The following is a 20,442-nucleotide window of genomic DNA, read 5'->3' on the forward strand; positions in this document are numbered from 1 at the left end:
CCCGGCGCCCTGCCCCGCGGCGGCGTCGCCCTCGGTGGGGGGGGCTCCTCCCCCCCCCCCCCCCCCCGAAACTCTTCTTTCATCCACGGGCTCGGGTGTTGCGGCGTCCGGCCTTCATATGCTCGCCGCCCGAGGGGCCCCGCCCCGTAGACTGGGAAACATGACGGAACCCTCGATCTTCACCCGAATCCTCAACGGTGACGTTCCCGGTGAGATCATCGCGTCCACGGGAAAGCTGTTCGCGATTCGCGACATCGCACCGCAGGCCCCCGTCCATCTGCTCGTGATCCCCAAGACCGAGCAGTACCGCGACGTCACCGAGCTCGCAGCAGGAGATCCCGATCTGCTCGCCGAGCTCATCGCCTTCGCCGCCCAAGTCGCCGCTGATCACTCCGACGGGGACTTCCGCCTCGTGTTCAACACGGGTGCCAACGCCGGGCAGACCGTGTTCCATGTCCATGCTCACGTCCTCGCCGGCGGATTGAAAGAAGAGAGCCTCGTTGCCTGACGCCAATTCCGACTCGACAGTCGAGCGCATCTACGTCGACGGAATCGCAATGGTGCGGCTGCTCGGGCCGCAGGACAGACTTCTGCGGATGCTCGAGAAGGAGCATCCTGACGTACAGGTGCTCGTCCGAGGCAACGAGATCACATTGACCGGCGAAGCGGGGAACGTCGCTGCGGCGAAGACCCTGGTGGAGGAACTGCTCACGATGACCAGAGAAGGCTACGATCTCGCGCCGAGCGACGTCTCGAGCTCTGCGCGTATGTTGCGGCAGGAGGGCGGCCCACGTCCGAGCGAGGTGCTCGGCGAAGCGATCCTCTCGACACGGGGCCGAGTGATCCGCCCGAAGACGACGGGGCAGAAGGAGTACGTCGACGCGATCGAGGAGAACACGATCGTCTTCGGCATCGGTCCGGCCGGAACGGGAAAGACCTATCTCGCGATGGCGAAGGCCGTGCAGGCGCTGCAGCGCAAAGAGGTCACCCGCATCATCCTCACGCGCCCTGCCGTCGAGGCGGGCGAGCGACTGGGTTTCCTTCCCGGCACCCTGAACGACAAGATCGATCCCTACCTGCGTCCGCTCTACGATGCTCTCAACGAGATGATGGATCCCGACGTCGTCCCGCGGCTCATGGCCACGGGGACGATCGAGGTCGCGCCCCTCGCGTACATGCGTGGACGCACGCTGAATGACTCGTTCGTCGTGCTCGATGAGGCGCAGAACACGACGCCTGAGCAGATGAAGATGTTCCTCACGCGCCTGGGCTTCGGCACGAAGATGGTCGTGACCGGAGACATCACCCAGGTCGACCTGCCGCAGGGCGCGTCCGGCCTTCGGCTCGTCACCCGCGTGCTGGACGACATCGAGGACATCCATTTCTCCAGGCTCACCAGCGCTGACGTCGTTCGTCACTCGCTGGTCGGTCGGATCGTCGACGCATACAGCGAGTACGACGAGCAGCGCACAGCCCAGCGCGCGGAGCGTGAGCAGGCTCATGAGTTCGCCAACCGCGCGGAACGTCGTGCGGGGCTTCGTCCCGGACCGAGGGACCGCTCGCCGAAACGAGGACACTCATCATGATCGAGATCAACAACGAATCGGCCATCGACGTCGACGAGACGGTGCTGCAGCGCCTCACCGATTTCAATCTCGCTCAACTGCACGTCAGCGCTGACGCCGAGGTCGCCATCGTGCTGGTCGACGAGGGGGCCATGGAGGCCCTGCACGTGCAGTGGATGGACGAACCAGGCCCGACCGATGTGCTCAGCTTCCCGATGGATGAGTTGCGCCCTGGCACCGAGGAACGCCCGACGCCTCCCGGACTCCTCGGCGACATCGTGCTGTGCCCGCAGGTCGCAGAGTCCCAGGCTCAGGCCGCAGGCCACACGCTGATGGACGAACTCATCCTTCTCACGACGCACGGGCTCCTGCACCTGCTCGGATACGACCACGCCGAACCCGAAGAGGAGCGTGAGATGTTCGGGCTGCAGAAGGAGCTGATCCAAGGATTCGCGCGCGTCGAACGCGGCCGATGACCGAGATACTGCTGCTTCTCGCCGCTGTGCTGATGGTGGCGTTCGGCGGTCTGATGGCGGCCATCGACGCCGCGTACAGCGTCACATCACGCGGCGATCTCGCCGAGATGGCGACGGAAGGACGCAGGGCGCAGGCACTCGGACGCATCGCGGACGACCTCGACGCTCACGTCAACGCGATCGCATTCATCCGCGTCCTCGTCGAAGTGACCGCCGCTGTGCTCGTCACCGTCGCGTTCACGATCATGTTCGAGAACATCTGGTGGGCGATGCTCGCCGCTGCGATCCTCATGACCGGGATCACCTTCGTCCTCGTGGGCGCGAGCCCGAGAACGTTCGGACGCCAGCGCTCGGAGGGAATGATCCGTGGCACGGCTTCGATCGTCCGCGGTCTGCGTCTCATCCTCGGTCCGATCGCCCAGGGGCTCGTCATCCTCGGCAACAAGGTCACCCCCGGTGCCGGCCGCAGCTCGTTCACCTCGGAGGACCAGCTGCTCAGCATGGTCGATGAGGCAGCATCCCACGACCTCATCGAAGAGGATGACCGCGATCTCATCCACTCCGTCTTCGACTTCACCGACCAGTTCGTGCGCGCTGTCATGGTGCCCCGCACCGAGATGGTGACGGTGGATGCCGAGGCCACCAACAGCGAGGCGATGGCGCTGTTCCTTCAGCGCGGCGTCTCGCGGATGCCGGTGGTCGATGACGACGCGGACGATGTCGTCGGAGTGCTCTATCTCAAGGATCTGGTGCAGTTCGCGTATCGCGATGACAGTGCATGGCGCACCGCATCCATCCGCCCGATCGCGCGGCCGGCCACGTTCGTCCCCGAATCGATGCGCGCAGAGACGCTGCTGCAGCAGATGAAGCGCGATGCGGTGCACGTGTGCCTGGTGATCGATGAGCACGGTGGCATCTCAGGACTCGTCACGCTGGAGGACCTGATCGAAGAGCTCGTCGGGGAGATCTCCGATGAGTACGACCACGCTGCTGCCGAAGTGGTGGAGCTGGGCGACGGACGATACCGCGTCAGTGCCCGGCTGTCGCTGGACGATGTCGGCGACCTGTTCGGCATCGAACTCGAAGACGAGGACGTCGACTCGATCGGCGGACTGCTCGGAAAGGCCGTGGACCAGGTCCCGCAGCCGGGGGTCACCGCGACGATAGACGGACTCGTCCTGACCGGCGGAGCATCGCGCGGTCGAGGTCGAGGCATTGCCACGGTGTTCGTGGAACGCGCCGCCGGCGCGGCAGAGGAGACAGACGATGACTGACACCACCCGTAGCGGATTCGCGACCTTCGTCGGGCGTCCCAACGTCGGAAAGTCCACCCTGACGAACGCGCTGGTGGGCGAGAAGATCGCGATCACCAGTGAGAAGCCTCAGACGACCAGACGTGCCATCCGCGGCATCCTGAACCGCCCGGCCGGTCAACTCGTGATCGTGGACACCCCCGGCATCCACAAGCCGCGAACGCTGCTCGGCGAACGTCTGAACGACCTCGTGGACCAGGTGCTCGGGGATGTCGATGTGATCGGCTTCTGCGTTCCGGCGACCGAGAAGGTCGGACCGGGCGATCGACGCATCGCGGCGTCTCTTGACGGTTACGCGAGAGCGAAGAAGGTCGCGATCGTCACCAAGACCGACATCGCGGATCGCGACCAGATCACTGAGCGGCTCATCGAGGTCGACGCGCTCCGAGAAGACTGGGCCGCCGTCATCCCGCTGTCCGCCCTCACCCGCGAGCAGCTGGACGTCCTCACGGATGAGATGCTCTCGATGATGCCGGAGGGACCCGCGCTCTATCCCGAGGGGATGACGACCGACGAGTCTCAGGAGGACCGGATCGCTGAGATGATCCGGGAAGCGGCGCTGGAGGGCGTGCGCGATGAACTGCCGCACTCGATCGCGGTCGTCATCGATGACATCGCTCCGCGCGAGAACAGCGATCTCACCGACGTGCACGCGCAGATCGTGGTGGAGCGGGACAGCCAGAAGGCGATCATCATCGGCCACAAGGGCAAGCGGCTGGCCGACGTCGGAAAGCGTGCGCGCGTCGGCATAGAGGAACTTCTCGGCACACGCGTCTTCCTGGCGCTTCACGTGAAGGTTGCCAAGGAGTGGCAGCGCGACCCGAAGCAGCTGGGGCGTCTGGGGTTCTGAGGTGGCCACGCACTGGGTGGCGAAGGACTGGGGCTCTCCCGAGAACTGGGAACTCGTGGAGTACGACGTTCCTGCACCGGCGAAAGGCGAGATCACCGTCCGTGTGCGCGCGGCGGGCATGAATCCCGCCGACCGGAAGCACGTCGCCGCGCCGCGGGAGGGCGCCACGCTTCCGGTGCCCATCGGCTATGAGATCTCCGGGGAGATCACCGCGATCGGCCCTGACACGATCATCGGTTCCGGGCCTGCGCAGATAGGCGATGAGGTTCTCGCTTTCCGTATCAGTGGTGGCTACGCCACCGAGATCACGATCCCCGCCGACAAGGCGTTCTCGAAACCGAGCACGTTGACGCACGCGGGTGCGGCGAACCTTCTGCTCGCTGGCACCACGGCGGCCGAGATGCTCTCCGTCACAGAAGCCGGGCCGGGGGAGACCATCCTCCTGCATGGCGCATCTGGCGCGGTGGGCGTGAGCGTGCTGCAGCAGGCAGCGCTGCACGACATCAGGGTCATCGGCACGGCGAGCGAAGGGCGTTTCGACGTGGTGCGGAGGTTCGGCGGCGTCCCCATCGAATACGGCGAAGGTCTCGCAGACCGCGCGCGCGACGCCGCCGGCGGAGAGATCGCCGCAGCGCTGGATGCCGTCGGCACTGAAGAGGCGATCGATGTGTCGCTGGAGCTCGTCGCCGACCGAACGCGCATCGTCACGATCGCTGCTGCGGTCCGCGCACGGGCGGAGGGATTCCGCTGGATCGTCGGCTCAGCACCCGAGAGTGCCCGCTTCCGCGACAGCATCCGGAGCGAACTCGTGAGCCTTGCGGGACGCGGGGTGCTCGAGGTGCCGATCGCCCGCGCCTACCCGCTGACCGAGGCGCTCGAGGCGACACGACTGCTCGCCGACGGGCATCCGGGCGGAAAGATCGCTCTGATCCCGTGACCGCCGCCGCGCATCGAAGCGTCATCGCCTGGTAGCATGACCACATGCCTTTCGGCGGTCTGCTTCTTCTTAGCTGCCGCGACGAGTCCTAAGAGCTAGGGCCTTCCTCGTCGCGGCGCTTGTGTTGGCCCGATCATTCTGACGAAGAGAAGAAGCCCATCATGCAGAACTCCCAGCGCCCGTCCGCGATGCCGATCCACAAGTACCGGCCGTTCCACGAGCTGATCACCGTCGATCTTCCTGATCGCACCTGGCCGTCCAAGCGGATCACCGAGGCGCCCCGTTGGTGCGCGGTAGACCTGCGTGACGGCAACCAGGCGCTCATCGATCCGATGTCGCCCGAGCGCAAGCGCGTCATGTTCCAGTTGCTCGTCGACATGGGGTACAAGGAGATCGAGGTCGGATTCCCCTCCGCCAGCCAGACCGACTTCGACTTCGTGCGTCAGCTCATCGAAGAGGACCTCGTCCCGGACGACGTCACGATCCAGGTGCTGACACAAGCGCGAGAGCACCTCATCGAGCGCACCTACGAGTCGATCGCGGGCGCGAAGCAGGCCATCGTGCACCTGTACAACTCGACGAGCGTGCTGCAGCGCGATGTCGTGTTCCGCACGGACAAGCAGGGGATCATCGACATCGCTCTCGAGGGCGCTCGTCTGTGCCGCGAGTACGAGAAGCGCATCCCCGAGACACAGGTGTTCTACGAGTACTCACCTGAGAGCTACACCGGCACCGAGCTCGAGTTCGCGCTCGACATCTGCAACCAGGTGATCGAGGTGTTCGAGCCGACGCCGGAGCGCAAGGTCATCATCAACCTGCCCGCCACCGTCGAGATGGCGTCGCCCAACGTGTACGCCGACTCGATCGAGTGGATGAGCCGTCGCCTCGCTCACCGCGAGAACATCATCCTGTCGCTGCACCCGCACAACGACCGCGGCACCGCGATCGCCGCGGCAGAGCTCGGCTACATGGCCGGTGCCGATCGCATCGAGGGGTGCCTCTTCGGGAACGGCGAGCGCACAGGCAACGTCGACATCGTGGCTTTGGGCATCAACCTGTTCACGCAGGGCATCGACCCGCAGATCGACTTCAGCGACATCGACCAGGTCAAGCGCACGGTCGAGTACTGCAACCAGCTGCCTGTGCCCGAGCGCAGCCCCTGGGCGGGCGACCTCGTGTTCACGGCTTTCAGTGGCTCGCACCAGGACGCCATCAAGAAGGGCTTCGAGGCGATGTCCGCCGAGGCTGATGCGAAGGGCGTCACCGTCGACGAGATCGAGTGGGCGGTGCCGTACCTGCCGATCGACCCGAAGGATCTCGGACGCTCCTATGAGGCCGTCATCCGTGTCAACTCGCAGTCCGGCAAGGGTGGTGTCGCCTATCTGCTGAAGACCGATCATGCGATCGATCTGCCGCGCAAGCTCCAGATCGAGTTCTCCGGTGTCGTGCAGTCCAAGACCGATGCCGAGGGCGGCGAGGTGACGAGCGCCCAGATCTGGTCGATCTTCAACGACGAGTATCTGCCGTCCGATGACGCGGACGCGAAGTGGGGGCGCTTCGAGCTGCTCGCCACGCAGACGCGCAGTGACATGTCCGGTGAGGTCGTGCTCGATGTCACTCTCCGCGACGAAGAGCAGCAGCATGCCGTGTCCGGTCAGGGGAACGGGCCGGTCGCAGCCTTCGTCGAGGTGCTGCGCGCGCAGGGCTTCGACATCACGGTCTACGACTATGTCGAGCACGCTCTCAGTTCAGGAGGCGACGCGCAGGCAGCGGCGTACGTCGAGCTGCAGGTCGGCGACCAGCGCCTGTGGGGCGTCGGCATCGACGGCGACATCTCCACGGCCTCGCTCAAGGCGATCGTCTCAGGCGTGAACCGTTCTATCCGCACCCGTCAGCCGGAGCTCGCCACGGCCTAAGGCTTGACGATCGGGATGGCGCCGGTCTCTGCCGCCACTTTGCGGCGGTAGAGGCGGCGCTGTTCCGGCAGAGACAGGTCGAAGGCCACGGCCAGCACGCGGATCACGGCGGTCACGACGAGGCCGATGACGCCGGCGATCGTGATGCTGACGCCGAGGGCATGCACCGTGACGATCACGCTGCAGCCGAGCAGCGCCGCCACGGCGTAGAGCGAACCCACGTGCATGATCGCGACGGGCAGCCCCATGATGACGTCGCGCAGGATGCTGCCGCCGACGGCGGCGCACGCGCCGATGAAGACCGCTGGCACAGGCGGAACACCCAGACCGAGTGCCTTGCTGGTGCCAAAAGCACCGAACATTCCGATCACGACGGCATCGAGACCCACGATGACGGCGTTCGCCCGGTTCAGGAGACCGGCAAGCAGCATGCCGAGGATGGCAGCACCGGCGGCGGTGATGAGATACCAGTTGTTCTGCAGCGTCGCCGGTGGCTGTCCCAGGAGCAGATCGCGGATGAGGCCTCCGCCCATCCCGATCAGGATGCCGATGATGGCCACACCGAGCAGGTCGAGTCGGCGCTGCCCCTGGAATCCGGAGGCGAACATCGCACCCTGGATGCCGCCCAGGCCCACGCCGAGCAGGTCCGCCCAGAGCGGAATGGTGAAGAGCGGTTCGGTCACACGACCATTGTGTCGTGGACGGAGGATAATCGGACAGTGCCCACCTATCGAGATGAAGCGGTGATCCTGCGCACTCACAAGCTCGGTGAGGCGGATCGCATCGTCACCATGCTCTCCCGCCGCAACGGGAAGATCCGTGCGGTGGCTAAAGGCGTACGGCGCACGTCGTCGAAGTTCGGCTCTCGGCTCGAGCCCTTCATGGTCGCAGATCTCCAGCTGTATCAGGGGCGCTCACTGGACATCGTGCAGCAGGCGGAGTCCTTGGGGGCGTACGGCGCCGACATCGCGGCGCACTACGACCGCTTCACTTCGGCGAACGCCATGGTCGAGACGGCTGACCGGCTGAGCGATGCCGAGGCGACGCCTGAGCAGTATCTGCTGCTCGTCGGAGGTCTCCGCGCGCTTTCTCGCGGCGAGCACGCTCCGCGCAGCATCCTGGACTCCTACCTGCTGCGCGTGATGGCGCTGTCGGGCTGGGCGCCGTCGCTCAGCGACTGCGCGCGGTGTGCTGCACCCGGTCCGCACACGCACTTCATCGGTCAGCTCGGCGGCCTCATCTGCGCGAACTGCGCGCCCGCCGGCAGTCCGCGGGTCTCGCAGTCGACGCTGCAGCTGCTGCGCGCTCTCATGCAGGGCGAATGGGATGTCGTCGACGCGGCGCCGCACGCCGAGACCGCCGCGGCATCCGGGCTCGTGTCGGCGTACGCGCAGTTCCATCTGGAGCGCGGCATCCGCTCGCTCGCCCACGTCTCAGATTCGTCGCGAGAGGGAATCCGTTGACCCCGAAGCCGTACACGCACAAGGATGCCGTCGCCTACCGACCGCTGGATTGGACCGGCGTGCATCCGCCGGCGTTCGGCAAGGTGCCGGAGCACGTGGCGATCGTGATGGACGGCAACGGCCGCTGGGCCAACAAGCGCGGTCTCACCCGCATCGAAGGCCACAAGGCCGGCGAGGAGGTGCTGCTCGACGTCGTCGCCGGTGCCATCCAGGCGGGCGTGAAGCATCTGTCGGTGTACGCGTTTTCCACTGAGAACTGGGCGCGTTCTCCTGAGGAAGTGCGCTTCCTCATGGGCTACAACCGCGACGTGCTCCACCGGCGGCGCGACCAGCTCAACGAGTGGGGTGTGCGGATCCGCTGGGCCGGACGCAAGCCCCGCCTCTGGGGCTCTGTCATCAAGGAGCTGCAGCGCGCCGAAGAGCTCACCGAGGCCAACGACGTGCTGACTCTCACCATGTGCGTGAACTACGGCGGCCGTGTCGAACTGGTCGACGCGATGCGCTCTCTCGCGGGCGAAGTGGCCGCCGGTCGGCTGAAGCCCAAGGCGATCACCGAGAAGATGATCGGCCGTCAGCTGTACGTTCCCGAGATGCCGGACGTCGATCTGTTCTTGCGCAGCTCGGGGGAGCAGCGCACCTCGAACTTCCTGCTCTGGCAGTCGGCGTACGCGGAGATGGTGTTCCTCGACACGCTCTGGCCCGACTTCTCGCGCCAGGAGCTCTGGCGCGCGATCGAGATCTACGTGTCGCGAGATCGTCGTTTCGGCGGTGCGGTCGACGCTCCGTCGTCCTGAGCTCGGATCCAGCGCTCCGTCTCGCGCGGATGGGTGAGACGGATGATCTGCAAATGCGGGAATCGTGCGCGGACATCCGGCATCTTCGCCGTCCAATACCCGAGCGTCTTGGTCTGCCACGCCAGGATGTTCTCTTCCGGTTCGCGGGTTGCCAGCAGCTTCCAGATCGGCCGCTCGACGTTACCGTTGTACATCTCTGTACGCAGGACGCTGCGCCCGAGCGTGCGCCGGATCAGCCGTGAGCGCACCACCCGATACGGGTAGTCCAGCCAGAGCGCCAGCTGCGCGCGCGGCGTCATGATGTCGTCGGTTCCCTTGCTGGTGTACTGCCACTCGGTGACCCAGCGGTCCGTCGCGGCGAACGCGCGCACGTCGTCGAGGAACTCGAGTCGCGGCGTCCAGTCCGGTCCGTGGAACAGCGAGTCGATCTCGATGTGCTCGAGATTCCAGAGGTGAGCGAGCCGCCGTGCCAGCGTCGTCTTCCCGGATCCGGTGACCCCGGCGATCAGCACGCGCTCAGGCCGGAAGGGAAGAGGATCGTCGGCTGAGAGCATCCGAGCGATCATCGCGCGAGCCAGCGCTCTGTCTCGCGGGGATGCCGCAATCTCACGATCGTCAGGTGCGGATGCTCGGTCTCGATCCGGGGCATCCTTTCGTCCCATTTGGTGCGGGTGTTCTTCTGCCAGTCGAGGATGTTCTCATCGCCGCGGACCGTGAGCGCATGCCACAGGTTCGGCTCGACGTTCCCGTTCCAGAGCTCCGTCCGGAACATCCGGCGCTTCCAGGTGCGACGGATCAGTCTTCGGCGCGCGATCCGAAACGGGTAATCCAGCCATAGGAGCAGATCAGCGCGTCGGGGGAGGATCTCATTCGTTCCCTTGGAGGTGTACTGCCACTCGGTGATCCAGCGGTCCGTCGCGGCGAACGCGCGCACATCGTCGAGGAACTCGGGTCGCGGCGTCCAATTCGGACCGTGATGCAGCGCGTCGAGCTCGTGGTGCACGAGATCCCACCGTGCAGCGATGCGTCCAGCGAGACTGGTCTTGCCGACACCGGTGACCCCGGCGATCAGCACGCGCTCAGGCCGGAAGGGAAGAGGATCGTCGGCTGAAAGCATCCGAAGATGCTATCAACGGAATACTCGCGCGTTCGAGGAGGTTCCTACTGAAGTGAGCCAACCTATATCGATTGACATCTGGTCCGACATCGCCTGCCCGTGGTGCTACATCGGAAAGCGCAACCTCGAAACAGGTCTCGCGGCCGTCGCCGCCGACGACGACGCTCCGAAGGTGACAGTGACGTTCCATTCGTTCGAGCTCTCCCCAGACACTCCGATCGACTTCGACGGCGACGAGATCGACTTCCTCGCGGGACACAAGGGCATGCCACGTGAGCAGGTGCAGGGCATGCTCGACAACGTCACTGGTATCGCCAAGAACGCGGGCCTGGAGTACCGCTTCGATCTGCTGAAGCACACGAACACGGTCAAGGCCCATGAGCTTCTTCACCATGCCAAGGCGAACGACCTGCAGCACGAGATGGAAGAGCGCCTGATGTCCGCGTACTTCACCGAGGGCAAGCACGTCGGCCGTATCGACGATCTCGTGGAACTCGCCGTCGAGGTCGGGCTGGATGCCGACGATACGCGTGCAGCGCTCGAGAGCGACCAGCACCTTCCCGCCGTCCGCCAGGATCAGGCGCAGGCTCGCGCATACGGCATCCAAGGGGTGCCGTTCTTCGTGATCGACGGACAGTACGGCATCAGCGGTGCCCAGCCTCCGGAGACGTTCGAGAACGTGCTGCGCGACCTGTGGGCCAAACGTGACGAGAACGACTCAGCGCAGAACGCGTCCGAGGAAGCCGCGGTCTAGCGCACGACCGCCATCCTCTATCGGAGAAGGGCGCCCTCGATCGCTTCGACGATCTCGGGGGCGACCGGCTTCTGCTTCGGACGGAAGCGCTTGACCGAACCGTCAGGAAGTACGAGGAACTTCTCGAAGTTCCACTCCACGCGGCCGGCCTTGCCGCCGTCATCCGGATTCTCCTTGAGCGCCTTGTAGAGCTCAGCCGCCTTCTTGCCGTTGACCTTGACCTTGTCGTTGACGGGGAAAGTGACACCGTACGTGGTGGAGCAGAACTCCAGGATCTGCTCCAGCGAACCCGGCTCCTGACCCATGAACTGGTTGCTCGGGAATCCGACGACGCTGAAGCCGCGGTCGCCGTAGTTGCGCTGCAACTGCTCCAACTGCTCGTACTGGGGCGTGAGGCCGCATTTCGAGGCCACGTTGACGACGAGGAGCACGTCGGCGCCGAAGTCGTCAAGAGTCTTCTCGGCGCCTTCTGCGTCCGTGAACGGGATCTTGCGCACACTGGTTTCGGTCATATCCACAGCCTATGACGCGGTGCGGCGCCGAGGGTCGGAGGGGTGGGAGAATGGAGAGGATATGACTCTCGCTGCCGCCCCCGCCCGCGCACTGCGCATCGGCCCGATCGACCTCGACGTGCCGGTCGTCCTCGCACCCATGGCGGGCATCACGAACACCGCGTTCCGCCTTCTGTGCCGTGAGTACGGTGCCGGTCTCTACGTCAGCGAGATGATCACGTCTCGCGCACTGGTGGAGCGCAATGACACCACCATGCGTCTCATCCGTCACCATGAGAGCGAGACGCCACGATCGATCCAGCTGTACGGCGTCGATCCGAAGACCATCGCGGAGGCCGTGCGGATCATCGTCGCGGAAGATCACGCCGACCACGTCGACCTGAACTTCGGGTGCCCTGTTCCCAAAGTCACCCGCAAGGGCGGTGGCGCAGCGCTGCCGTGGAAGACGGGTCTCTTCGCAGAGATCGTCGACCAGGCGGTGAAGGCGGCAGGAGACATTCCGCTCACGGTCAAGATGCGCAAGGGCATCGATCCTGATCACCTCACCTTCCTCGACGCGGGTCGCGCCGCTGAAGACGCCGGCGCCGCCGCGGTGGCGCTGCACGCCCGCACTGCGAGCGAGTTCTACTCCGGTCATGCCGATTGGAACGCGATCGGCGAACTGAAGCAGGCCGTCACGAGCATCCCCGTGCTGGGCAACGGTGACATCTGGTCCGCTGAGGATGCCGTGCGGATGATGGCCGAGACCGACTGCGACGGCGTCGTGGTCGGACGTGGTTGCCTCGGACGGCCATGGTTGTTCGGCGATCTCGCTGCGGCGTTCGGGGCGGAGTCGCGCGCTGTCGATGCCACACTCGGCTTCGTCGCAGACGCATTCCGCCGGCACGCACAGCTGCTGGTCGAGTTCCTCGAGGATGAAGATCACGGGTGCCGCGACATCCGCAAGCACGTCGCCTGGTATTTCAAGGGCTATCCGGTCGGCAGCGACATCCGCACCGGTCTCGCCACAGCGCAGAGCCTTGCGCACATCGACGATCTGCTCGGCCAGCTCGATCGAGATGCTCCCTATCCCGGTGCGGATGCCGAGGGCCAGCGCGGTCGTGCCGGTCGTCCCAAGCGTCCTGCGCTGCCTGACAAGTGGCTGGAGTCACGCGATGTCGCAGCCGACACCGGCGAGATGTTGCGCGGAGCGGAGATCGAGAACAGTGGTGGTTGACCCTTCGGCCGCTGAGCATGTCGAAGCGTCGGGCGGAGCAAGGGCTGATGGCTACGAAGCGCGCGACACGGCACGCTTCTTCCGAGAGCAGCACCGCTCTGAACGTGACCACTTCGCCCGCGACAGGGCACGCGTGCTGCACTCTGCGGGCCTGCGACGCCTCGCGGCGAAGACCCAGGTGCTGAGCCCGGCGAGCACGGCCGACTTCGCCCGCAACCGACTGACGCACTCGCTCGAGGTGGCTCAGGTCGGCAGGGAGCTCGCCGGAGCGCTCGGAGTCTCGGCCGATGTCGTCGACACCGCATGTCTCAGCCACGATCTCGGGCACCCTCCGTTCGGGCACAACGGCGAGCGGGCTCTGAACGAGTGGGCCGAGCCGATCGGCGGATTCGAGGGAAACGCGCAGTCGCTGCGCATCCTCACCCGGCTCGAGGCGAAGGTCCTCGATGACGAAGGGCACTCCGTCGGCCTGAACCTCACGCGCGCGAGTCTTGACGCGACATGCAAGTATCCGTGGACGGTGGACAGCCCGCTGCCGGATCCTGGCGGACGTCTGAAGTTCGGTGTCTATCCAGAGGACGAAGAGGTGTTCCGCTGGATGCGCGAGGGCGCCCCAGGACGCCTGCGATGCATCGAAGCGGAGATCATGGATCTCTCGGACGACATCGCCTACTCCGTGCACGACTTCGAGGATGCGATCGTCAACGGCTACCTGGACGTGGCGAGCCTGTCGGATCCGAAGGAGCACGACGCGCTCGTCGGCCGGGTGCAGCAGTGGGTCGGGTACGACTTCACCCGTGAGGAGCTCGCCGACGCGCTGTACCGGTTGACGAGCCAGCCGGTGTGGCTGAAGTCCTTCGATCGTTCACGGCGCGACCTCGCCGGCCTGAAGAACCTGACGAGCGACCTGATCGGTCGTTTCGCGCGGGCAGCGGTGGCAGCGACGCGTGAGACGTACCGTGGGCCCGTGCTGGCCCGCTACAGCGCACATGTCGTCGTGCCGCGTGTCGTGGAGGCTGAGATCGCGGTGCTCAAGGGCATCATGGGTCAGGCGATCGTGACGATCGACGCACGCAAGGGCGTCTACAAGGAGCAGCGGCGAGTTCTCAAGCGCCTGGCCGATGCTCTGTGGTCGACGGATACGCTGTGGACCGCGGGCGCCGATGTGCTCGAGCCTGCCTTCGCCGCAGACTTCCACGACGCGTCCTCGGACGCCGAGCGGGCGAGAGTGGTCGTCGACCAGATCGCCAGCCTCACTGACCAGACGGCTCTCGACTGGCACAGTCGCCTGGTCGGCGACGTGGACCCCGCTGAAGTCGGAATCTGGTCTCCCCGCCACGTCCGACCGCGGCCGCGCTCCGACGAGACTGAGCCGGCCGTCGCCGAAAGGGCGCACTGATGCCGAGGATCCGCCAGGCTGACGTCGACGAGGTCAAAGCGCGCACGAACATCGGCGACATCGTCGGAGAGCGCGTCGCCCTGAAGTCCGCCGGTGTCGGTTCTCTGAAGGGCCTCTGCCCGTTCCACGACGAGAAGAGCCCCAGCTTCCACGTCAGGCCGCAGGTGGGCTACTACCACTGCTTCGGTTGTGGAGAGTCGGGCGATGTCTACTCGTTCCTGCGGGAGATGGACCACGTTAGCTTCACCGAGGCCGTCGAGCGTCTCGCCGGCCGCATCGGGTACACCCTGCACTACGAGGACGGCGGCGCTGCACCGGAGACCAGTGGCCGCAGTCGGCTCTATGCGGCGAACACGGCGGCTGCCGAGTTCTTCCGCAGCCAGCTGCTCTCAGCCGAAGCCGAGACAGGGCGGAAGTTCCTCGGTGAACGCGGTTTCGACGCCGGTGCCGCTGCCCATTTCGGCGTCGGCTATGCGCCCCGCGGGTGGGAGGGCATGATGAAGGCCCTCACCGCGCAGGGCTTCACCCGTGATGAACTGCTCGCGGCCGGCCTCGTCTCACAGGGGCAGCGGGGTGTGTACGACCGGTTCCGCGGTCGCCTGGTGTGGCCGATCCGCGACGTCACGGGACAGACCATCGGGTTCGGCGCCCGAAAGCTCTATGACGACGATCAGGGGCCGAAGTACCTGAACACGCCCGAGACCATCATCTACAAGAAGGCGCAGGTGCTCTACGGACTCGATCTGGCCAAACGCGACATCTCTCGCGGCGAACCGCGCCGCGTCGTGGTCGTCGAGGGCTACACCGACGTCATGGCATGCCATCTGGCGGGGCTCACGACGGCTGTCGCGACCTGTGGCACGGCGTTCGGTGCGGAGCACATCAAGGTCCTGCGCCGAGTGATGGGCGATGACAACGCCTCTGGCGAGGTCGTCTTCACGTTCGACGGCGATGAGGCGGGCCAGAAGGCAGCGCTGCGCGCCTTCACCGAGGACGACCGCTTCAACGCTCAGACCTTCGTCGCCGTCGCGCCGAACGGTCTCGACCCGTGTGATCTGCGGCTGCAGCGTGGTGACGCCGCCGTGCGCGGGCTCATGGAGGCGAAGGTGCCGATGTTCGAGTTCGCGATCGACCGCAAGCTCGCCGGGTTCGAACTCGCCACTGTCGAGGGGCAGGTGGGCGCCCTGCGTGCGGCGGCCCCGATCGTGGCAGAGATCCGCGATCGCCTTCTACGCCCGGGCTACGAGCGCGTGCTCGCGCGACGTCTGGGCATGGACCCGACAGAGGTGCGTGCGGAAGTCGAGCGCGCGGCAAGGGGAGTGAGCCACGCGCCGGCGAAACGAGAGCCGGTGGAGACGTCGCAGGAGGGCACCGGTCCGGCGCCCGTCGCTCCGGTGACGCTCGCGAGCCTGCCCCGCACCGCGGATGTCGCGCTGGAGCGGGGCGCGTTGATGGGAGCCCTGCAGTACGGGCACCAGGTGGACCAGGACACATTGGCTCGCGCATTCGAGGTGCCGTTCCGTCACCCGGCACTGGAGTCGATCCGACTCGTGATCATGGCCGCCTCCGATCGCACCCGCGCCGGGTGGGCGATGGATGCCGTGAACGCCGTCCGCGAACCGTACCGATCGCTCGCAGGTGAGCTGCTCATGTCGCCGTTCCCCGCGCGCGACGAGGAGGGAGCTGCTCGTTCGACGGCAGATCTCTTCCGGCGCATGATCCTGCGCAACCTCGACAGGGAGAAGAACGAACTGCTCGGTGCTGTGCAGCGAGTCCCGGCCGACTCCGATGGAGGGCGGGCGCTGCGGATGCGCCTTCGCGATCTCGATATCGAGCGTCAGCGCTTCACCGAGTCGTAACGGGTCGGATCGCTGATTCGGGAGAGGATGGAGCTTATGTCCCGCAGGCAACACTCCTCCCACGCGATCGACTGCTCCGATCTGGTCATTGATCGGATAGGCCACGGTGCTCCCACGCGCGCCGTCGACGGAGTGACCTTCGCCCTGTCTCCAGGGGAGCTCATCTGCGTCGCCGGGCCCACCGGATCGGGTAAGTCCACGCTTGTCGCTGCCCTCGCAGGCTCAACGGATCCCTCGGTGCGCATCGTCGGAGGCAGTGCCGAAGTGTGCGGTGTGAATGTGCGCAAGCCGGGCCGTCGGCACCGGGAGCTGACGTACCTCACCGGCTTCATCCCGCAGGGAGCCGGGGCAGATCTTCCGCCCACGCTCACGGTGGGCGAAGTGATCGCGGAGCCGATCCTCATCAGGGAGAAGCGCGTCAACAGCAAGGCTCTCTCGATCCGAGTCGCGACGCTGCTGGACGAGCTGCATCTGCCGCTCGGCACCGCATCGAAGTTCCCGTACGAACTCAGTGCAGGAATGCGTCAGCGAGTCGCGATCGCGCGAGCCTTCGTGCTGGAGCCCAGAGTCCTCATCGCAGATGAGCCCCTTGCGAACCTCGACCTCGAAGTGCGACCTGTCGTCTTCGACGCGATCACCCGGCGGCGCAAGGAGCAGGAGATGGGTGCTCTGCTGGTCACGAACGACGCCGCCTTCATCCGCGAGCTCAACGCGGAGACGTTGATGCTGCGTGCCGGTCACGTGGTCGCCCGTGGTGTGGGCAAGGATCTGCTCTGGGTGCCCAATGCCGAGGCCGATTCACTCGGTCGCTGACGCCTTCTCGACACGCCCGAGAGAGGTGGCCGGTGTCACGAGCACCCTCGGGTGTTTGCTAAGATTGTGGAGTTGCCTCGGCGACGACGCATGATCCCCTGTAGCTCAATTGGCAGAGCAGCCGACTGTTAATCGGCAGGTTGTTGGTTCGAGTCCAACCGGGGGAGCCAGCACAGAAGGCCCCGTCTTGTACGGGGCCTTCTGCATTTCTGTCGGCGTTGGCGGGACCGATGGGAGCTTTTCGCACGCTTGGGATGCTCGAGACGTGCGAACATCTCCCATCGACACCAACTGCGGCGTTGGGAAGCGCAGAAGAGACTCCGTCCGAACGGACGGAGCCTCTTCTGATTCAGGAGTCGCTGTTCAGCGTGCGGCGCCTTCCAGGGAACCGGTGACTTCGAGCGATGTCTGCCCGCTCTCATCCGCGGGGTCGGGCTCGTAGATCACGCACTGCACGAGGCGGTCATTCGCCTGCGTCCAGGTCTGCTCGGTCGGGGTGAGCCACCAGAAGTCGAGTGCGGACTCGTAATAGTCGATGCCGACGAACTCGGAGAACGCGGGGACGCACTGCGCCTCCACCTCTGCGGTGATCTCCTCATCGGTCGGAAGATCGCCGTCCTCGAGTTCGAACTCGAAGAAGACCTCGTCGGCGTGCGGCTCGGAGCACGGGACGACGTCGGCATCAGTGATCTCGCCGGAGGTGTCGCTCGCCGGCATGCAGTCGCCGACCTTCAGCGAGAAGATGTCGATGTTCGAGCCCTCGGTGACTTCACCGGTCTCCTCATCGCGCTGGGCGTCATTGCCGCCCCCGATGAGATTGTTGATCGCGCTGCAGCCGCTGAGCGCGATGCTCAATGCGACGGCGGTTCCCGCGAGTGCCAGCGCGCGTCGATTGCGCATTTTCATCATGTGAGTTCCCCTCCGAGGGCCATTTACGCGGCGGGCCCCGATGTTCCCGCCCCCACCGGAACCGTACTCAGCCTGAACCTGGGACGCAACTTTGAATCCGTTATGCAGAAGCTGTACGGATTCAGGCCTCGAGGTCGTCGACTCCGGGCATCCAACTCGCTCCCGGTTTGCCCCAGCCGCGTTTGCGAGCGATCTTCTGTACGGTCTTCCAATCGCCGTCGGAGAGCCTGTCCACGTAGAGGATGCCGTCGAGATGATCGAACTCGTGCTGCATGATGCGCGCGCGCCATCCGTCGACCTCGATACGGACGGCCGCGCCATCCAGGTCCACGGCTGTGACGAGCACGCGGTCCGCGCGGCGCAGAGGGAATCGCTCGCCGGGGAAGGACAGGCAACCTTCGGACTCCTCGTCCGGATCGGGGGAGCCGGGTTCCGGAGGAGACATCCACAGGACCGGGTTGATCAGCACGCCGCGCCACGGACGATCGTCGTCGTCGACGTACGAATACGTGTAGATGCGAAGCGGCACTCCGACTTGAGGAGCGGCGAGGCCGACACCCGGAGCAGCATCCATCGTCTCGAACATGTCGGCGACCAGCGTGCGGATCTCGTCATCGATCTCGCCGACGGGGGATGCGGGGGAGTGCAGAACGGTGTCGCCCATGATGCGAATCGGTAGAACAGCCACGCCACAACCCTACTGCGAGCCGTGTGCCAGGTAGTGTTTCAGTGTGAGCGCGGGCGTGTGGATGACAGGTGCTGATGTCGGCGACCAGCTTGTCGGCGCCTTCCAGAACCCAGGACTGCTGCTCGGCATCCCGCTCGCCTTGGCCGGTGCCGTCTTCATGTCCCTCGGAGCGCAGTATCAGCATCGCGGTGTCGAGAAGGTCGAACGGCTCAGCGGCGCCGACGGAGCGACGGGTCTGAGCGTCGGACAGCTCAAGCGGCTGCTCACGCGCCCATCATGGATCCTCGGCACGCTCATGCTCGGCCTCGCCATCATCTGTCAGCTCGCCGCGCTCTCCGTCGCACCGCTGATCGTGGTGCAGCCGCTCGGCGCGATCGCGCTCGTGATCACCACTCTTCTGAACGCCCGCGTCTCCGGGCATTCACCCACCAGGAAGTCGCTGATCGCCATCGGGGCGTGTGTCGGCGGCATCTTCATCTTCGTGTTCTTCGCGGCGATCTTCGCGGTCGAGAAGGACATCACCGACCGCGAACTCTTCGTGATCCTCGCGATACTGCTCGTCGTGATCATCGTGCTCGGCGCGTGCTGGCTGATCCTTCGTCACCGGATGCGGGCGCTGTTCTACGTCGTCGGGGCCGGCATCCTCTATGGGTTCGTGGCGACGTTGGCCAAAGCAGTGATCAAGAGGGTGCAGGCGGGGGAGTTCGACTGGGTGACGCTGGTGTGCGTGATCGCCCTGATCGCCGCGTCGGCTGTGGGAGCGTACTTCGTGCAGACGGCGTACAGCTCCGGCCCGCCAGACCTCGTGATAGCCGGCCTGACCGTCGTCGACCCGATGATCGCGGTTCTGATCGGAATGCTCGTGCTCGGCGAAGCCTCTGCCGCGCCACCCTGGGTGCTCGTCTGCTTCGGCATCGCCGGAGCGATCGCGATCTGGGGAGTGGTCGGCCTCGCCCGATATCACCCGCAGGTGCTCAGCGAGAGCCAGGAACTTGACATCATGCGCGGAAGCGGTCAGGCGGATTCGAGCAGTTCGAGGGGAACAGCTCCCGAATCGGGGTCAGAGCCCGATCGCGATCAGTAGACCTGGTCGATGAGGTCTTCTGAGACCTCGGACGCCGCGGCCTGATCGACGAAGAAGATCGTGCGTTTGCGGCCCTTGGCGCCCGCTGCGGGCACGTTCGTGTAACTGGCGCCCGCGAGTGCGAGACCGAGCGCTGAGGCCTTGTCCGCCCCGGTGAGCACCAGCCAGACGCGCTTGGATGAGTTGATCACCGGACGCGTCAGCGTGACGCGCTCAGGCGGTGGCTTCGGAGAGTCGCGAACGGGAAGTACCGCGGCGTCCGTTTCCGTGACTTCGGGGCGGTCGGGGAACAATGAGGCGACGTGACCGTCTGGGCCGACGCCGAGGAAGCACACCGCGAACGAGGGCCAGGGGTGGTCCTCGTCGCCGAACTTCGCGAGCTCCGTGGCGTAGGCCTCCGCAGCTTCGTCGAGGGTGAGACCGCTGTCGGCCGCAGCGATCTCGTGGATGTTCTCGGCCGGCACCTGAATCCGGTCCAGCAGTGCCTCGCGCGACTGCAACGCGTTTCGGTCCTGATCGCCACGAGCGACGAAGCGCTCATCGCCCCACCAGAAATGCACCAGCGACCAGTCGATCCGACCGACCTTCGGATGCGCGGCGACGGCCCGAAGGACCGTGCTGCCCATCGATCCGCCGGTGAGCGCGATGTGAGCGACCCTGCCGTTCTTCGTTCGCGCCTTCACGCGCGTGAGGAACCGATCTGCGACCCGGTCGGCGAGCTCCGCCGGCGTCGGCTCCACGACGACCAGCTTCTCGGCAGATGATGCCTGCATGTCG

General features: G+C 65.7%; 22 protein-coding genes and 1 tRNA gene. 16 read left to right on the forward strand and 7 right to left on the reverse strand.

The features are described from left to right. The first annotated feature begins 160 nt into the window (after positions 1 to 160). The 7 genes from ACP7AR_RS03145 (at position 161) to leuA (ending at position 7,057) form a co-directional block, all read left to right on the forward strand. Positions 161 to 508, forward strand: coding sequence for an HIT domain-containing protein (locus tag ACP7AR_RS03145; RefSeq protein WP_426182643.1), 348 nt, complete (start codon positions 161 to 163; stop codon positions 506 to 508). Between the two features lie 49 nt (positions 509 to 557). Further along, positions 558 to 1,586 (forward strand): PhoH family protein, encoded by a 1,029-nt coding sequence (locus ACP7AR_RS03150; protein WP_426187599.1) that lies wholly within the window; start codon positions 558 to 560, stop codon positions 1,584 to 1,586. Beyond that, positions 1,580 to 2,041 carry an rRNA maturation RNase YbeY gene (gene ybeY / locus ACP7AR_RS03155; RefSeq protein ID WP_426187601.1) on the forward strand — a complete coding sequence of 154 codons (462 nt, stop codon included), beginning with the start codon at positions 1,580 to 1,582 and terminating at the stop codon, positions 2,039 to 2,041. Before ACP7AR_RS03150 ends, ybeY begins: the two co-directional genes overlap by 7 nt. Beyond that, positions 2,038 to 3,315 carry a hemolysin family protein gene (locus tag ACP7AR_RS03160; RefSeq protein ID WP_426182646.1) on the forward strand — a complete coding sequence of 426 codons (1,278 nt, stop codon included), beginning with the start codon at positions 2,038 to 2,040 and terminating at the stop codon, positions 3,313 to 3,315. Before ybeY ends, ACP7AR_RS03160 begins: the two co-directional genes overlap by 4 nt. Further along, on the forward strand, positions 3,308 to 4,204 hold the full coding sequence (gene era / locus ACP7AR_RS03165) for a GTPase Era (RefSeq protein ID WP_426182649.1): 897 nt from the start codon (positions 3,308 to 3,310) through the stop codon (positions 4,202 to 4,204). The genes ACP7AR_RS03160 and era overlap by 8 nt, the downstream gene beginning before the upstream one ends. 1 nt (position 4,205) lies before the next feature. Then, positions 4,206 to 5,141: an NADP-dependent oxidoreductase gene (locus tag ACP7AR_RS03170; protein WP_426182651.1), complete on the forward strand. Its 936-nt coding sequence runs from the start codon at positions 4,206 to 4,208 to the stop codon at positions 5,139 to 5,141. Between the two features lie 161 nt (positions 5,142 to 5,302). Beyond that, on the forward strand, positions 5,303 to 7,057 hold the full coding sequence (leuA, locus tag ACP7AR_RS03175; protein WP_426182654.1) for a 2-isopropylmalate synthase: 1,755 nt from the start codon (positions 5,303 to 5,305) through the stop codon (positions 7,055 to 7,057). Here leuA and ACP7AR_RS03180 read toward each other — a convergent pair. Continuing rightward, on the reverse strand, positions 7,054 to 7,740 hold the full coding sequence (locus ACP7AR_RS03180) for a trimeric intracellular cation channel family protein (RefSeq protein WP_426182656.1): 687 nt from the start codon (positions 7,738 to 7,740) through the stop codon (positions 7,054 to 7,056). The two genes, leuA and ACP7AR_RS03180, sit on opposite strands and share 4 nt — an antisense overlap. A 36-nt stretch (positions 7,741 to 7,776) precedes the next feature. On the opposite strand from ACP7AR_RS03180, the gene recO reads away from it, so the two are divergent. After that, positions 7,777 to 8,520 carry a DNA repair protein RecO gene (gene recO / locus ACP7AR_RS03185; protein WP_426182659.1) on the forward strand — a complete coding sequence of 248 codons (744 nt, stop codon included), beginning with the start codon at positions 7,777 to 7,779 and terminating at the stop codon, positions 8,518 to 8,520. Further along, entirely contained in the window at positions 8,517 to 9,314 is a 798-nt protein-coding gene (locus tag ACP7AR_RS03190; protein ID WP_426182662.1) for an isoprenyl transferase, read from the forward strand. The genes recO and ACP7AR_RS03190 overlap by 4 nt, the downstream gene beginning before the upstream one ends. On the opposite strand, the gene ACP7AR_RS03195 is transcribed toward ACP7AR_RS03190, so the two are convergent. Together ACP7AR_RS03195 and ACP7AR_RS03200 are read right to left on the reverse strand one after the other, a co-directional pair. Beyond that, the gene (locus tag ACP7AR_RS03195) at positions 9,260 to 9,868 is read right to left on the reverse strand and encodes an AAA family ATPase (protein ID WP_426182665.1); all 609 of its coding nucleotides are present in this window, start codon (positions 9,866 to 9,868) and stop codon (positions 9,260 to 9,262) included. The two genes, ACP7AR_RS03190 and ACP7AR_RS03195, sit on opposite strands and share 55 nt — an antisense overlap. Before the next feature lie 8 nt (positions 9,869 to 9,876). Then, complete coding sequence (locus ACP7AR_RS03200) at positions 9,877 to 10,431, reverse strand: AAA family ATPase (protein ID WP_426182667.1); 555 nt, start codon at positions 10,429 to 10,431, stop codon at positions 9,877 to 9,879. A 52-nt stretch (positions 10,432 to 10,483) separates the two neighbouring features. Between ACP7AR_RS03200 and ACP7AR_RS03205 the strand changes: the two genes are divergently transcribed. Then, positions 10,484 to 11,185 carry a DsbA family oxidoreductase gene (locus tag ACP7AR_RS03205; protein WP_426182670.1) on the forward strand — a complete coding sequence of 234 codons (702 nt, stop codon included), beginning with the start codon at positions 10,484 to 10,486 and terminating at the stop codon, positions 11,183 to 11,185. 17 nt (positions 11,186 to 11,202) lie between these two features. Here the strand turns inward: ACP7AR_RS03205 and ACP7AR_RS03210 are convergent, their stop codons facing one another. Further along, a complete protein-coding gene (locus tag ACP7AR_RS03210; protein ID WP_426182673.1) occupies positions 11,203 to 11,697 on the reverse strand; it encodes a glutathione peroxidase in 495 nt (164 codons plus the stop codon). 61 nt (positions 11,698 to 11,758) lie between these two features. Here ACP7AR_RS03210 and dusB point away from each other — a divergent pair, with 61 nt between their 5' ends. The 5 genes from dusB to ACP7AR_RS03235 all read left to right on the forward strand — a co-directional run bounded on the left by dusB (position 11,759) and on the right by ACP7AR_RS03235 (position 17,154). Further along, on the forward strand, positions 11,759 to 12,913 hold the full coding sequence (gene dusB / locus ACP7AR_RS03215) for a tRNA dihydrouridine synthase DusB (RefSeq protein WP_426182676.1): 1,155 nt from the start codon (positions 11,759 to 11,761) through the stop codon (positions 12,911 to 12,913). Further along, positions 12,903 to 14,312 (forward strand): deoxyguanosinetriphosphate triphosphohydrolase, encoded by a 1,410-nt coding sequence (locus ACP7AR_RS03220; RefSeq protein ID WP_426182678.1) that lies wholly within the window; start codon positions 12,903 to 12,905, stop codon positions 14,310 to 14,312. Before dusB ends, ACP7AR_RS03220 begins: the two co-directional genes overlap by 11 nt. After that, complete coding sequence (gene dnaG, locus ACP7AR_RS03225) at positions 14,312 to 16,171, forward strand: DNA primase (protein WP_426182681.1); 1,860 nt, start codon at positions 14,312 to 14,314, stop codon at positions 16,169 to 16,171. Before ACP7AR_RS03220 ends, dnaG begins: the two co-directional genes overlap by 1 nt. 36 nt (positions 16,172 to 16,207) lie before the next feature. Next, positions 16,208 to 16,984 (forward strand): ATP-binding cassette domain-containing protein, encoded by a 777-nt coding sequence (locus ACP7AR_RS03230; RefSeq protein ID WP_426182684.1) that lies wholly within the window; start codon positions 16,208 to 16,210, stop codon positions 16,982 to 16,984. A gap of 94 nt (positions 16,985 to 17,078) precedes the next feature. Continuing rightward, a tRNA-Asn gene (locus tag ACP7AR_RS03235) sits at positions 17,079 to 17,154 on the forward strand. Positions 17,155 to 17,347: 193 nt separating this feature from the next. On the opposite strand, the gene ACP7AR_RS03240 is transcribed toward ACP7AR_RS03235, so the two are convergent. Together ACP7AR_RS03240 and def are read right to left on the reverse strand one after the other, a co-directional pair. Then, positions 17,348 to 17,893, reverse strand: a complete 546-nt coding sequence (locus tag ACP7AR_RS03240; protein WP_426182686.1) for a septum formation family protein — start codon at positions 17,891 to 17,893, stop codon at positions 17,348 to 17,350. A 121-nt stretch (positions 17,894 to 18,014) separates the two neighbouring features. After that, positions 18,015 to 18,581 (reverse strand): peptide deformylase, encoded by a 567-nt coding sequence (gene def, locus ACP7AR_RS03245; RefSeq protein WP_426182688.1) that lies wholly within the window; start codon positions 18,579 to 18,581, stop codon positions 18,015 to 18,017. A 61-nt stretch (positions 18,582 to 18,642) separates the two neighbouring features. Between def and ACP7AR_RS03250 the strand changes: the two genes are divergently transcribed. Further along, positions 18,643 to 19,665, forward strand: coding sequence for a DMT family transporter (locus tag ACP7AR_RS03250; protein WP_426187603.1), 1,023 nt, complete (start codon positions 18,643 to 18,645; stop codon positions 19,663 to 19,665). Here ACP7AR_RS03250 and pgl read toward each other — a convergent pair. Further along, positions 19,659 to 20,438 carry a 6-phosphogluconolactonase gene (gene pgl, locus ACP7AR_RS03255; protein ID WP_426182691.1) on the reverse strand — a complete coding sequence of 260 codons (780 nt, stop codon included), beginning with the start codon at positions 20,436 to 20,438 and terminating at the stop codon, positions 19,659 to 19,661. The genes ACP7AR_RS03250 and pgl overlap by 7 nt on opposite strands. Positions 20,439 to 20,442: the final 4 nt, after the last annotated feature.

The organism is Microbacterium sp. TWP3-1-2b2 (genome assembly GCF_049896145.1).
GTDB lineage: Bacteria > Actinomycetota > Actinomycetes > Actinomycetales > Microbacteriaceae > Microbacterium.

What these genes read in the sequence shown, in the direction of transcription:
- ACP7AR_RS03160 (WP_426182646.1), top strand. Translation starts at nt 2,038, where the DNA reads ATGACCGAGATACTGCTGCTTCTCGCCGCTGTGCTGATGGTGGCGTTC.
- pgl (WP_426182691.1), bottom strand. Translation starts at nt 20,438, where the DNA reads ATGCAGGCATCATCTGCCGAGAAGCTGGTCGTCGTGGAGCCGACGCCG.
- ACP7AR_RS03210 (WP_426182673.1), bottom strand. Translation starts at nt 11,697, where the DNA reads ATGACCGAAACCAGTGTGCGCAAGATCCCGTTCACGGACGCAGAAGGC.
- ACP7AR_RS03150 (WP_426187599.1), top strand. Translation starts at nt 558, where the DNA reads ATGGTGCGGCTGCTCGGGCCGCAGGACAGACTTCTGCGGATGCTCGAG.
- ACP7AR_RS03145 (WP_426182643.1), top strand. Translation starts at nt 161, where the DNA reads ATGACGGAACCCTCGATCTTCACCCGAATCCTCAACGGTGACGTTCCC.
- ACP7AR_RS03250 (WP_426187603.1), top strand. Translation starts at nt 18,643, where the DNA reads ATGACAGGTGCTGATGTCGGCGACCAGCTTGTCGGCGCCTTCCAGAAC.
- ACP7AR_RS03195 (WP_426182665.1), bottom strand. Translation starts at nt 9,868, where the DNA reads ATGCTCTCAGCCGACGATCCTCTTCCCTTCCGGCCTGAGCGCGTGCTG.
- dusB (WP_426182676.1), top strand. Translation starts at nt 11,759, where the DNA reads ATGACTCTCGCTGCCGCCCCCGCCCGCGCACTGCGCATCGGCCCGATC.
- dnaG (WP_426182681.1), top strand. Translation starts at nt 14,312, where the DNA reads ATGCCGAGGATCCGCCAGGCTGACGTCGACGAGGTCAAAGCGCGCACG.
- ACP7AR_RS03240 (WP_426182686.1), bottom strand. Translation starts at nt 17,893, where the DNA reads ATGATGAAAATGCGCAATCGACGCGCGCTGGCACTCGCGGGAACCGCC.
- ACP7AR_RS03200 (WP_426182667.1), bottom strand. Translation starts at nt 10,431, where the DNA reads ATGCTTTCAGCCGACGATCCTCTTCCCTTCCGGCCTGAGCGCGTGCTG.
- era (WP_426182649.1), top strand. Translation starts at nt 3,308, where the DNA reads ATGACTGACACCACCCGTAGCGGATTCGCGACCTTCGTCGGGCGTCCC.
- leuA (WP_426182654.1), top strand. Translation starts at nt 5,303, where the DNA reads ATGCAGAACTCCCAGCGCCCGTCCGCGATGCCGATCCACAAGTACCGG.
- ACP7AR_RS03230 (WP_426182684.1), top strand. Translation starts at nt 16,208, where the DNA reads ATGTCCCGCAGGCAACACTCCTCCCACGCGATCGACTGCTCCGATCTG.